The organism is Neobacillus drentensis (assembly GCF_021560175.1).
Taxonomy (GTDB): Bacteria; Bacillota; Bacilli; order Bacillales; family Cytobacillaceae; genus Neobacillus; species Neobacillus drentensis_A.
The window spans coordinates 257,501-270,333 of the sequence record NZ_CP091110.1; the positions used below are offsets into that span (position 1 = coordinate 257,501).

11 protein-coding genes, 2 tRNA genes and 2 rRNA genes (1 of these 15 cut by a window edge) are annotated in these 12,833 nt (G+C 43.3%); 14 read left to right on the plus strand and 1 reads right to left on the minus strand.

Features of this window, described 5'->3' with window-relative positions:
- The 8 genes from L1999_RS01375 to tsaD form a co-directional block, all read left to right on the plus strand.
- A 23S ribosomal RNA gene (locus L1999_RS01375) occupies positions 1-1,632 on the plus strand (it extends 1,304 nt beyond the left edge of the window).
- An 83-nt stretch (positions 1,633-1,715) separates the two neighbouring features.
- Positions 1,716-1,831 (plus strand): 5S ribosomal RNA (gene rrf, locus L1999_RS01380).
- A gap of 196 nt (positions 1,832-2,027) precedes the next feature.
- Positions 2,028-2,101, plus strand: a tRNA-Met gene (locus L1999_RS01385).
- Between the two features lie 3 nt (positions 2,102-2,104).
- A tRNA-Asp gene (locus tag L1999_RS01390) sits at positions 2,105-2,181 on the plus strand.
- A gap of 514 nt (positions 2,182-2,695) precedes the next feature.
- A complete protein-coding gene (tsaE, locus tag L1999_RS01395) occupies positions 2,696-3,148 on the plus strand; it encodes a tRNA (adenosine(37)-N6)-threonylcarbamoyltransferase complex ATPase subunit type 1 TsaE (RefSeq protein ID WP_235741910.1) in 453 nt (150 codons plus the stop codon).
- Positions 3,149-3,856: a tRNA (adenosine(37)-N6)-threonylcarbamoyltransferase complex dimerization subunit type 1 TsaB gene (gene tsaB / locus L1999_RS01400; protein ID WP_235741911.1), complete on the plus strand. Its 708-nt coding sequence runs from the start codon at positions 3,149-3,151 to the stop codon at positions 3,854-3,856.
- Positions 3,857-3,868: 12 nt separating this feature from the next.
- On the plus strand, positions 3,869-4,318 hold the full coding sequence (gene rimI / locus L1999_RS01405) for a ribosomal protein S18-alanine N-acetyltransferase (RefSeq protein ID WP_235741912.1): 450 nt from the start codon (positions 3,869-3,871) through the stop codon (positions 4,316-4,318).
- A complete protein-coding gene (gene tsaD, locus L1999_RS01410) occupies positions 4,315-5,340 on the plus strand; it encodes a tRNA (adenosine(37)-N6)-threonylcarbamoyltransferase complex transferase subunit TsaD (protein WP_235741913.1) in 1,026 nt (341 codons plus the stop codon). The genes rimI and tsaD overlap by 4 nt, the downstream gene beginning before the upstream one ends.
- A gap of 389 nt (positions 5,341-5,729) precedes the next feature.
- Here the strand turns inward: tsaD and L1999_RS01415 are convergent, their stop codons facing one another.
- Positions 5,730-7,649 (minus strand): ABC-F family ATP-binding cassette domain-containing protein, encoded by a 1,920-nt coding sequence (locus tag L1999_RS01415; protein WP_235741914.1) that lies wholly within the window; start codon positions 7,647-7,649, stop codon positions 5,730-5,732.
- Between the two features lie 269 nt (positions 7,650-7,918).
- Here L1999_RS01415 and moaC point away from each other — a divergent pair, with 269 nt between their 5' ends.
- From moaC to L1999_RS01445, 6 genes are all read left to right on the plus strand, one after another.
- Positions 7,919-8,416 carry a cyclic pyranopterin monophosphate synthase MoaC gene (gene moaC, locus L1999_RS01420; RefSeq protein WP_235741915.1) on the plus strand — a complete coding sequence of 166 codons (498 nt, stop codon included), beginning with the start codon at positions 7,919-7,921 and terminating at the stop codon, positions 8,414-8,416.
- A 35-nt stretch (positions 8,417-8,451) separates the two neighbouring features.
- Complete coding sequence (locus tag L1999_RS01425) at positions 8,452-9,105, plus strand: redox-sensing transcriptional repressor Rex (RefSeq protein WP_235741916.1); 654 nt, start codon at positions 8,452-8,454, stop codon at positions 9,103-9,105.
- 107 nt (positions 9,106-9,212) lie between these two features.
- Positions 9,213-9,836 carry a YhbD family protein gene (locus L1999_RS01430; protein WP_235741917.1) on the plus strand — a complete coding sequence of 208 codons (624 nt, stop codon included), beginning with the start codon at positions 9,213-9,215 and terminating at the stop codon, positions 9,834-9,836.
- Between the two features lie 12 nt (positions 9,837-9,848).
- The gene (locus L1999_RS01435) at positions 9,849-10,571 is read left to right on the plus strand and encodes a polymer-forming cytoskeletal protein (RefSeq protein ID WP_235741918.1); all 723 of its coding nucleotides are present in this window, start codon (positions 9,849-9,851) and stop codon (positions 10,569-10,571) included.
- Positions 10,572-10,587: 16 nt separating this feature from the next.
- Positions 10,588-11,298, plus strand: coding sequence for a cytoplasmic protein (locus L1999_RS01440; RefSeq protein WP_235741919.1), 711 nt, complete (start codon positions 10,588-10,590; stop codon positions 11,296-11,298).
- Between the two features lie 12 nt (positions 11,299-11,310).
- Positions 11,311-12,822: an MDR family MFS transporter gene (locus L1999_RS01445; RefSeq protein ID WP_235741920.1), complete on the plus strand. Its 1,512-nt coding sequence runs from the start codon at positions 11,311-11,313 to the stop codon at positions 12,820-12,822.
- Positions 12,823-12,833: the final 11 nt, after the last annotated feature.

The window sequence follows — 12,833 nt, forward strand, 5'->3', positions numbered from 1 at the left end:
GGTATGAGTAGCGAAAGATGAGTGAGAATCTCATCCACCGAATGCCTAAGGTTTCCTGAGGAAGGCTCGTCCGCTCAGGGTTAGTCGGGACCTAAGCCGAGGCCGAAAGGCGTAGGCGATGGACAACAGGTTGATATTCCTGTACCACCAAAGAATCGTTTGAGTGATGGGGGGACGCAGGAGGATAGGGTAAGCGCGCTGTTGGATATGCGCGTCTAAGCAGTTAGGCTGAGAAGCAGGAAAATCCGCTTCTCGTGAAGGCTGAGCTGTGACAGCGAGGGAAATTTAGTACCGAAGTTCCTGATTCCACACTGCCAAGAAAAGCCTCTAGCGAGATTCAAGGTGCCCGTACCGCAAACCGACACAGGTAGGCGAGGAGAGAATCCTAAGGTGAGCGAGAGAACTCTCGTTAAGGAACTCGGCAAAATGACCCCGTAACTTCGGGAGAAGGGGTGCTCTTTGGGGTTCATAGCCTCGAAGAGCCGCAGTGAATAGGCCCAGGCGACTGTTTAGCAAAAACACAGGTCTCTGCGAAGCCGCAAGGCGAAGTATAGGGGCTGACGCCTGCCCGGTGCTGGAAGGTTAAGAGGAGGGGTTAGCTCACGCGAAGCTCTGAATCGAAGCCCCAGTAAACGGCGGCCGTAACTATAACGGTCCTAAGGTAGCGAAATTCCTTGTCGGGTAAGTTCCGACCCGCACGAAAGGCGTAACGATCTGGGCACTGTCTCAACGAGAGACTCGGTGAAATTATAGTACCTGTGAAGATGCAGGTTACCCGCGACAGGACGGAAAGACCCCGTGGAGCTTTACTGTAGCCTGATATTGAATTTTGGTACAGCTTGTACAGGATAGGTAGGAGCCTGAGAAGCCGGAGCGCCAGCTTCGGTGGAGGCGTCGGTGGGATACTACCCTGGCTGTATTGAAATTCTAACCCGCACCCCTGATCGGGGTGGGAGACAGTGTCAGGTGGGCAGTTTGACTGGGGCGGTCGCCTCCTAAAGAGTAACGGAGGCGCCCAAAGGTTCCCTCAGAATGGTTGGAAATCATTCGTAGAGTGTAAAGGCACAAGGGAGCTTGACTGCGAGACCTACAAGTCGAGCAGGGACGAAAGTCGGGCTTAGTGATCCGGTGGTTCCGCATGGAAGGGCCATCGCTCAACGGATAAAAGCTACCCCGGGGATAACAGGCTTATCTCCCCCAAGAGTCCACATCGACGGGGAGGTTTGGCACCTCGATGTCGGCTCATCGCATCCTGGGGCTGTAGTCGGTCCCAAGGGTTGGGCTGTTCGCCCATTAAAGCGGTACGCGAGCTGGGTTCAGAACGTCGTGAGACAGTTCGGTCCCTATCCGTCGTGGGCGCAGGAAATTTGAGAGGAGCTGTCCTTAGTACGAGAGGACCGGGATGGACGCACCGCTGGTGTACCAGTTGTCTTGCCAAAGGCATCGCTGGGTAGCTATGTGCGGACGGGATAAGTGCTGAAAGCATCTAAGCATGAAGCCCCCCTCAAGATGAGATTTCCCATAGCGTCAAGCTAGTAAGATCCCTGAAAGATGATCAGGTTGATAGGTCAGAGGTGGAAGCGTGGCGACATGTGGAGCTGACTGATACTAATCGATCGAGGACTTAACCAAGCTTTAAAGCGAAAAACTCGTTTTTACAACATTTCTTCTACATTATCTAGTTTTGAAAGAATGAACTTCTTTCAAGTAAATAGTCTGGTAATTAAGGCGAGAAGGTCACACCCGTTCCCATACCGAACACGGAAGTTAAGCTTCTCAGCGCCGATGGTAGTTGGGACTTTGTCCCTGTGAGAGTAGGACGTTGCCAGGCTGTTTTTTATAAACAAAACATGGAGCATGCTCCAAACTTTATACTTTTTATTATCGCGGGGTGGAGCAACGAGCGTTGCTTCAATGAATAATCTGCGAGTTGTAACCATCGAGCTGCTGCTTGAATAAGCTTTCTGAGATGGGGACAGTCAGTAACAAAACATGGAGCATGCTCCAAACTTTATACTTTTTATTATCGCGGGGTGGAGCAGTCTGGTAGCTCGTCGGGCTCATAACCCGAAGGTCGTAGGTTCAAATCCTGCCCCCGCAATTTGGTCTGGTAGTTCAGTTGGTTAGAATGCCTGCCTGTCACGCAGGAGGTCGCGGGTTCGAGTCCCGTCCAGACCGCCATATTTTTTTAAAACTAGTCGAAACATGGTTTTCGTCTTTTTTTTTGCCCTAAAATATAGGATAAAAGGTGAAATACCTTTACGAATAACTTTTAAAAGAAGATTTTTGAAAATCAGATAAACCATACCATTCTTCCTCTCACTTAAACCGAACCGATTATCTTTAATGGACAGTTTTTTAAAACATCCGATGGAATTGTCCAATAGACCAGCCCTAAAGGACATTTTATTAGGAAATCAGAGGGATTTGTCCAATAGAGAGGTTCTAATGGACATTTAACCTAAGAAGTCTGAAGAAATTGTCCAATAGACCAGTGGTTCTATTTATAACGAAGAACAAAATCCGAGTGAAACCATGTAAACGCTGCTTCATCCCCTGATGAGGTACAAATTAAAGCAGAATTCTTATAAACTACATAGGTATTCATCCTTAGGAAGCATCCTAAGGTTTTTTTTATGCCTAAATAAGGGTAAAATGAAACTAAAGTATTGTTAGAGTAAAGTTAGGTGATTGGATGAAAGAATATGAATTAACGACATCAAATGACAGTGATACTTCGCAATTTGCGGAAAGACTCGCAACGTATCTGCAGCCAGGCGACGTTATTGCTCTTGAAGGCGACCTTGGTGCTGGAAAAACTACGTTTACTAAAGGCTTAGCCAAGGGGTTAGAAGTGAAAAAGACAGTGAATAGTCCTACCTTTACAATCATCAAAGAATATCGTGGACGGCTACCATTGTATCATATGGATGTATACCGAGTAGCTGATGCATACGAAGACCTAGGCTTTGATGAATACTTTGAAGGGGAAGGAGTTACCGTCGTGGAATGGGCCCATCTTATTGAAGAGCAGCTGCCAGAAGAACGGTTAACCATCTTTTTATACCATCAAGGTCAGAATCAGCGGAAAATTGTCTTAAAGCCTAAAGGACAAAGATATGAGCAATTATGTAAGGAGATAGTTTAGATGACCATTTTAGCGATAGATACTTCTAATTATGTTTTAGGAGTAGCGCTGTTAGAGGATAATCAAGTGCTCGGTGAATATATTACCAACTTAAAGAAAAACCACTCTGTTCGAATAATGCCTGCGATCCAAACCTTAATGAAGGATTGCGACAGAGTACCTGCTGATTTAACGAAAATCGTGGTTGCGAAAGGTCCTGGATCCTATACAGGAGTTAGAATAGGCGTAACCGTTGCAAAAACGTTAGCGTGGACCTTAAATATACCTCTTGTTGGGGTTTCCAGTCTTGAAATTTTAGCAGCTGGTACAGGGCGTTATTTTGATGGGTACGTATCACCACTATTTGATGCCAGAAGAGGGCAGGTTTATACAGCTCTTTATCAATATCAAAACAGTAAGTTAACAGCCGTAAGACAGGACCAGCTCGTTATGTTGGCTGACTGGGCAGTTGATCTACAAGAAATGGACAAACCAATTTTATTTGTCGGAAATGATTTGCCATTGCATCAGGCTAAAATCCAAGAGATTTTAGGAAATAAAGCGAACTTTGCGGGTATAACAGAACACAATCCTCGTCCAGCAGAGCTGGCGGGATTAGGGCAGGATAAACCAGGAGAAGATTTACATACCTTTGTTCCAAATTATATTCGCTTGGCAGAAGCCGAAGCAAAATGGCTGGAGGCAAAGGGGAAAATTCTAAATGGATAGGGTTAGAGATAAATGGTAGATTCTTATGTTTTTCGTTTTATGAGGGAAGAGGATATTGACCAGGTATTAGAAGTAGAGCATGCCTCCTTTACCACACCATGGAGTCGCGAGGCATTTTTTAATGAAATACACAATAATAAATTTGCCGTTTATATTGTCCTTGAGGAAAATGAAAAAATTGTTGGATATTGCGGAACTTGGGTAGTTATTGATGAAGCCCATGTAACCAATATAGCGATTCGCCCGGAATATAGAGGCAAGAAACTGGGTGAAGCTTTATTATCAAAACTAATCTCGACAACCCGAGAAATGGGGGTAAGGAGTATGACACTTGAAGTCCGTGTGACCAACCATGTCGCTCAATCCCTTTACCGAAAATTCGGTTTTCAAAACGGCGGGATTCGAAAAAATTATTATTCCGATAATCAGGAAGATGCATTAATTATGTGGGTGAACTTATGACAAAAGATTTATGGGTATTAGGAATTGAAACTAGCTGTGATGAAACCGCCGTAGCGATTATAAAAAATGGCCGTGAAATCGCAGCGAACGTGGTGGCATCGCAAATTGAGAGTCATAAAAGATTTGGCGGGGTTGTACCTGAAATCGCCTCTCGTCACCATGTTGAACAAATAACAATCGTAATAGAAGAAGCATTGCGTCAGGCTAAGCTAACGTTTTCGGAAATCGATGCTATCGCCGTTACAGAAGGCCCTGGCCTAGTGGGCGCGCTTTTAATTGGTGTTAATGCTGCTAAGGCGCTTGCCTTCGCTCATAACAAGCCACTGGTGCCGGTTCATCATATCGCTGGGCATATTTATGCCAATAGATTGGTAACCGAACTAAAATTCCCATTACTGGCTCTTGTCGTTTCAGGCGGGCATACAGAGCTTGTTTATATGAAGGAGCATGGTCACTTTAAAGTGATTGGGGAAACAAGGGACGATGCTGCTGGGGAAGCGTATGATAAGGTGGCAAGAACTTTGAATATGCCTTATCCAGGCGGCCCTCATATTGATCGGCTGGCCCATGAAGGTAAACCGACAATTGATTTGCCAAGAGCATGGCTTGAGGAAGGCTCGTACGACTTTAGTTTCAGTGGGTTAAAGTCAGCCGTTATCAACACGGTTCACAATGCAGAGCAGCGTGGCGAGGTAATTGCTCCAGAAGACTTAGCGGCAAGCTTTCAAGAAAGTGTCATTGAAGTGCTTGTGAAGAAGACGGAGAGAGCTGTTGCAGAGTATAGAGTTAACCAGTTAGTAGTAGCGGGTGGCGTTGCAGCAAATAAGGGACTAAGAACCACCTTGGAACAAACCTTTTTAAAACACCCTAAGGTTGAATTGGTAATTCCTCCTCTTTCATTATGTACGGATAATGCAGCGATGATTGCTGCTGCCGGCAGTGTAATGTTTGAAAAAGGAATCAGGGCGGGCTTGAACCTTAATGCCAATCCTGGACTCGATATCGAATTATATAATGAATAGTCCTTCCAATCGGAAGGGCTTTTTGTATTTAGAACTTCTCTGTTGAAGCACCCCACAAGGAAGACTTCGGCAGTATAGGCAGCACATGAAGGAAAAGTTTTTTCAGGAGGCCATACTCCGCTGACCAGAGCGCTTGTACTTTTCATACGATTTGCTGTCGATATTAAGCACCTGTGGATAAAATATTCTGAAAAGTAAAAAACATATTCACAATTTGTGGATAGATATCAACAATCTGTTGATAGTGTGGATAAAATTGGGGATAACTGTGGATAATGTGGAAAACTGTGACGAATGTTTATATTTATGCTATCTAAAATGTGCGTAACCTTGTGGACAACTAAATTTCTTGCTAAAAAAAAACCGGGAAAATACTCCCGGTTTCGTCATTATTCGGCAAGAGCCGCCCATTCATCCATTAACTGCTCAAGTTCTGTTTTTGCTTTTTCAGTCTGTAGATTAATTTCTAATACCTTTTCATGGTCTTGAAAAACCTCTGGGTCACATAACTGTTGTTCAAACGCTTGAATTTGCTCCTCAAGTTCCTCAATTCGCTGTTCCACTTCATCTAAGCGTCTTTTTCGCTGACGTTCAAGTTTTTTACTCTCTTTATCCTGTAGATAACTATTTTTTTCGAGTGAATCCTTTTCAGCTGTTTTCTTAGCAGCGTCCGCTAGTGCGAGTGCGGCTAGTTCTTCCTGCTCGAGCTTCTTATCAACATAATAATCATAATCTCCCAAATACTCTAAGCTACCCTTAGGACTCAACTCCAGCACCTTAGTAGCAATCCGGTTAATGAAATATCGATCATGTGAGACGAAAAGGATCGTACCAGGATAATCAATCAAGGCATTTTCCAGTACTTCTTTGCTGTCGAGGTCCAGGTGGTTCGTTGGCTCATCTAAAATCAGCAAATTGGCCTTTTCAAGCATGAGCTTGGCAAGAGCGAGCCGTGCCTTTTCACCGCCGCTTAAGGTGGAGACAATTTTCAACACATCGTCGCCGGAAAAGAGGAAATTCCCTAAAACTGTCCGGATTTCCTTTTCGCTTTTTAAAGGATAATCATCCCATAATTCATTTAACACTCGTTTATTTGAGGTTAATTCTGCCTGCTCCTGATCATAGTAGCCAATGGCAAGATTGGTCCCATAGCGGATGGTACCCGCTAATTGCGGCAGCTTTTTGATAATGGTTTTTAAGAGAGTGGATTTCCCAATTCCATTCGGGCCGACTAAAGCAATACTTTCTCCTTTATAGGCGCGAAACGAAATATCCTCGGAGACCTTTTTACCTTCATAGCCTACAGCCAAGGAATCTACCGCTAACACATCGTTGCCGCTTTGTTTTTCAATTTCAAAGGAGAAAGTGGCTGACTTCTCATCGCCAAGCGGCCGGTCCATTAACTCCATTTTATCAAGCTTTTTACGACGGCTTTGGGCGCGTTTCGTCGTGGAGGCCCTAGCGAGATTGCGTTGAATAAAGTCTTGCAGATTAGCAACCTCTTGTTGCTGTTTTTCATAGAGCTTCATATCGCGCTCATAATTAGCTGCCTTTTGATCAAGGTAGGCACTATAGTTGCCGGTAAACCGTTGGATTTGTTTCCGTGATACTTCATAAACTTGGGTGACCACTTTATCTAAAAAATAACGGTCATGGGAAACAATCAAAATGGCACCATCATATCCCTGTAAATATTGCTCCAGCCAGGAAAGGGTATCGATGTCGAGATGGTTCGTTGGCTCGTCCAATATTAAAATATCAGGTTTTGTTAATAACAGCTTTCCTAAAGCGAGGCGGGTCTTTTGCCCACCGCTTAAGCTTGTGATCATCAGAGAATTATCATGAAAGTTTAATCCATAAAGGACAGAGCGAATATCCGCTTCATATTGATAGCCGCCCTGCTCTTTAAATTTCACCTGAAGCTGATCATATTCTTTTAAAATACGTTCGTATTTTGCACTGTCTTCAAAAATACCAGGATCGGCCATTTGTTCTTCGAGCTGGCGAAGCGATTTTTCCATCAATTGAAGCGGTTCGAAGACGGTTAACATCTCATCCCAAATCGATAAATTTGATTCAAGTCCGGTATTTTGCGCTAAATACCCGATTGTTACATCCTTAGGCTTAATAATCTCGCCGCCATCATGGGACAGGTGTCCGGCAATGATCTTTAATAATGTCGATTTCCCGGCGCCATTTCGCCCAACCAGGGCAACGCGGTCGCGGGTTTGTAATTCTAGCTTTATATTCGATAAAATAAGGTCAGCACCATAATATTTTTGCAGTTGGTTTACTTGTAGTAAAATCATTATATTCACCTCTATTAAAAAAACAAAACGCAGGATTATGTCATTATAAGATACAAGCTATATTCCATTTCATCTTATAAGTGAAAACTTTCACTTATATAAGCAGCAAATCGGTCTCTACTATATAAATAGTGTACAGTATTAGCGTAAGGTCGGCAATAAAGTGAGGTTTTATGGCACTTTTTTCAGGAAAAAATGCATATTCGTTCAAACTTTCACACACATAGTGGTAAAAATAGTGTATTATTTTTTCGTAGGGGGATTTTTTTATGTCAGAATTTACGCATTTCAATGACGAAGGCAGAGCGAAAATGGTGGATGTTAGTGACAAACCCGAAACGACACGAACGGCTCTTGCTCATTCGAGTATTACTGTAAGTGATGAAATTTATCAAAAAATAACGAACCATGAAATGAAAAAAGGCGATGTCCTAGCCGTCGCACAGGTAGCAGCGGTAATGGCTGCCAAAAAAACATGGGACATTATTCCGATGTGTCACCCGATTCCATTAACAGGGGTCAATATCTCCTTTTCATGGGAAAAAGGCCAAAATGAGAGCCATCAATTGCATATTGCTGCAGCCGTTAAAACAAAAGGAAATACAGGTGTTGAAATGGAAGCGCTCACAGCTGCAACAGCTTGCGCTTTAACCGTTTATGATATGTGCAAGGCAGTAGATAAAGGTATGATCATTGGACCGACATACTTAGTTGAGAAAACAGGCGGAAAAAATGGAGATTTTAAAAGAACAGAGCAAGTTAAATAATATTTATTCATTTTGGGAATGGGGTGTGGGAGATTATGAGTAATGAAACGATGAAGATACCACAGGCGACAGCCAAACGGCTGCCCCTCTATTATCGGTTTTTAAAAAATCTGCATACTTCCGGGAAACAAAGAGTTTCGTCTGCGGAACTAAGTGAAGCGGTGAAGGTAGACAGTGCAACGATTCGCCGAGATTTTTCTTACTTTGGCGCCTTGGGGAAGAAAGGATACGGCTACAATGTTAATTATCTGTTAACCTTTTTCCGTAAGACACTTGATCAAGATGAGCTAACAAAGGTTGCGTTAATTGGGGTTGGTAATTTAGGAACCGCCTTTTTGAACTATAACTTTTTAAAAAACAATAATACCAAAATAGAGGTTGCTTTTGATGTCGATCCGGAAAAAATGGGAGGAAAAGTTCGGGAAGTTCCTGTTTATCCTATGGATGATCTCGAAAAGGTGCTCTTAGAGGAAAAGATATCTGTTGTTATTCTTACGGTGCCAGCCCCTGTTGCCCAAGTGATTACCGACAGGCTGGCAAAGGCAGAGGTAAGAGGGATTTTGAACTTTACCCCCGCACGATTAAATGTGCCTGCATCGATTAGGGTACATCACATTGACTTGGCAGTCGAACTGCAGTCGTTAGTCTACTTTTTAAAACATTATCCAACAGAGGAAATTGAAGAATAATAAGTAAAAGGTGTTTCACTTACAAAAATTAGTGAAACACTTTTTTTGCACCTTTACTTGCGCAACAGTGTTATGTTACACTGTTTTTAGAAAGGGGTTAACTGACAATGAGTGACGAGTTAATTTCAAAAAAGGAACTGCTGGAAATGGCTGATATTTCTTATGGGCAGCTTTACCGGTGGAAACGGAAGGACCTGATCCCCGAAGAGTGGTTTATTCGAAAATCCACCTTTACTGGACAGGAAACGTTCTTTCCAAAGGAAAAGGTGTTAGAGCGAATTCATAAAATCCAGACCATGAAGGATAATTTATCTTTGGATGAATTGGCTGATATGTTTTCTCCGAATATTAGTGATTTAAAGTTGGAAAAGGATGATTTAGTAAAACGTAACATTGTTTCGTCATCTGTTATGGATATTTATTTGGAAATGGATAAGGGCGGTCATCAGTTTACTTTTTCAAGAATAATTGAAGTTTATGTATTGGAGAAACTTTTGCAGTCAGGTGATATCAATTTAGAAGAAGGCAAAATGGTGCTTCAAGTTTTAAAGGATCATACGCAGCTGATCAAGCAGAAGAAATGTGAAGTAGTGATGACAAGAAAGCTTGGTGTATCATCCTGCCTGCTGCTTATCAATTCAGAGGGTTTTCATTTTGAACAGGGAACGAAAGTGGTCACTGTTTTATCAATTATGACATGTATGGAAGAAATCAAAGCGAAATTATTATAAGGGAGAATGGCTATGGAAACGAATCGAAGAGGCGACCTGGTCATCAATGGACTTGGTTCATCTAATGGGGGACATTTTTCGCTGGTGACGCTGAATGGAAGTGGGACCATTAATAGTGACCTCGTATGTGAGGAATTAGAATGTAACGGCTCCGGAACGCTGAAGGGGAATGTAGCTGCCACAAAAGTAAACGTTAACGGCAATGCCCGGTTCCATGGAACGATTGAGGGTGAGAAGCTGAAAGTGGATGGGACAGCTAAAGTTGCCCAGGACCTTTTAGTGCAAAACGTAAAGGTCTCCGGAAAAGTCAATGTTGAAGGCAAAGTAAAAGCGGAACAGATCAGCATTCATGGTATTTTAACCGTGGGTGAAGACTGTGAAGCTGAGAGTTTTAAAGGGAAATATCGCTTTACCATTGGTGGACTTCTCAATGCAGGGGAAATCGATGTAGAGGTTTATGGGGAGTGTAAGGCAAAGGAAATTGGCGGGCAGACCATTACCGTTAAACAACATAAAGGGTCGTTTATCGGCGCTATATTTAAACCTTTTTTCAAAAACCAGTTAGAAACTGATTTGATTGAGGGCGACAAAATTGTGCTCGAGAATACCGTGGCAAAGGTGGTTCGAGGCCATCAAGTGAAAATAGGTCCGAATTGTCAGATCGGTGTGGTGGAGTATACGGATGAATTTTCTCAAGATAAAGATGCGGTTGTAGGGGATATTCAGAAGATTTAGGAGGAGGGAGAAGAGAATGGGCAAGGGTCAAAATCTAATTATTAATGGTTCAGGAAGTTACCCAGGCGGCATATATGATAAAGTCAGCATCCGTGGTGAGGGGATGATTGTAACCGACGTCGAATGTTCTGCCTTTCATGTGTATGGTACGAGTGAGGCGAAAGATAATGTGAAAACAGGCTCGGTAAAAATTATGGGCGAGGCCGAAGTGAAAGGAGATGTAGCGGCGAACGATACGCTTGTGATGGGGACGCTGATGGTCGGCCGGAATGCCAGTCTGAAGAAGATGAAGATATTTGGGCTGCTCGAAGTGAGTGAAAAGTTAAGCGGAGATGTGGCGACCATAAAAGGAAGTATCTCTGTTAAAGGAGATGTCGAATTTGAAACGTTTGATTCGAGCGGCAGTTTTGACATCAAAGGATTACTAACAGCAGATAAGGTTAAGATTGGGCTGCGATTCGGGCAAAGCATGGCAGAGGAAATAGGCGGTGGGAAAATTGTCGTCAAAAGAAAGAAAAACTCGATCCTCCCGTTCGGAAGAGAGGAAGGGACTCTTTCGGCCAAAGTAATCGAGGGTGATGATATTTACTTAGAAAATACAACTGCTGAAGTGGTCCGCGGCAATACCGTTAAGATCGGTCCCGGCTGTCAAATCGGCCTTGTTGAATATACAACGGAATTGAAAAGCGATTCATCGTCAGCAATCAAATCTAAGACAAAAGTGTAAAGGGGTAATCGAATGGCTACAAAGGAAAGTAAGTTAGGACTGGTCGTTGCAGGATTGTTACTGGGGATCCTGATGGCCTCCATGGATAATACGATTGTCGTGACAGCAATGGGAACCATTGTTGGCGACCTCGGCGGGCTTGAAAGCTTTGTCTGGGTGGTTTCAGCTTATATGGTGGCAGAGATGGCAGGGATGCCAATCTTCGGGAAATTATCCGATATGTATGGGCGTAAACGATTCTTCATCTTCGGGTTGATCTTATTTATGATTGGTTCTGCATTATGCGGAACAGCGGAGACCATTACACAGCTAAGCATCTACCGGGCGATTCAGGGGATTGGCGGCGGAGCCTTAGTTCCCATTGCCTTTACGATCATGTTTGATTTATTTCCTCCTGAAAGACGCGGGAAAATGGGTGGATTGTTTGGAGCTGTTTTTGGATTATCCAGTATCTTTGGTCCGTTATTAGGGGCCTATATTACGGACCATATCAGCTGGCATTGGATTTTCTATATCAATTTACCACTTGGAATCTTATCCTTGTTGTTTGTTTCGATTGCCTACAAAGAATCGCCGATTCACCAGAAACAGAGAATAGATTGGTGGGGGGCTATTACTTTAATTGGGTCGGTTGTTTGTTTAATGTTTGCCCTAGAGCTTGGCGGGCAGAAATATGATTGGGATTCTAGTATTATTTTGAGCTTATTTGCGGGCTTCACCGTTCTTTTCTTACTCTTTTTATATATTGAAACAAAAGCAAAGGACCCGATCATTTCGTTTACGATGTTTAAGGACCGTTTATTTGCCGGAAGTACACTTGTCAGCTTATTTTATGGAGCGGCATTTATGGCGGCAACTGTGTATATTCCCATCTTTGTGCAAGGGGTATACGGCGGAACAGCGACCAATTCAGGACTCATTTTATTGCCAATGATGCTTGGATCAGTGGTGACGGCCCAAACAGGTGGATTTTTGACGACCAAGATGAGTTACCGTAACATTATGTTTTTATCTGGCCTCATTTTGATAATCGGATTTTTGCTGTTAAGCAGTATCTCGCCGGATACAACCAGGGCTCTGTTGACGGTTTATATGATTGTCATCGGTTTAGGCGTTGGTTTCTCGTTCTCTGTTTTAAGTATGGCGGCGATTCATCCATTCGGTATGGAGCAGCGGGGTTCAGCTACGTCAACCAGTAACTTTATTCGGTCGCTCGGGATGACCATCGGCATTACCATATTTGGAACGATCCAAAGAAGCAATTTAAACGCTGGGCTGAAAGATGCCTTTTCTGGAATGGGGCAGATGAAGGGGCAGCCGTTTGGCGATTCGCGTTCACTCTTATCGGAAGAAGCAAGAAGTCACATACCTCCACAAATCTTAGACAAAATAACAGATGCCCTATCAAGCTCCATCGTCCACACCTTTACATGGGCACTAGTCCCGGCAGGAATCGCATTCCTCTTTATCTTTATCCTCGGCAAAGACCGTCTCAGATTAAACACACAAGCACCATCGAAATAATAGAAAAGGTG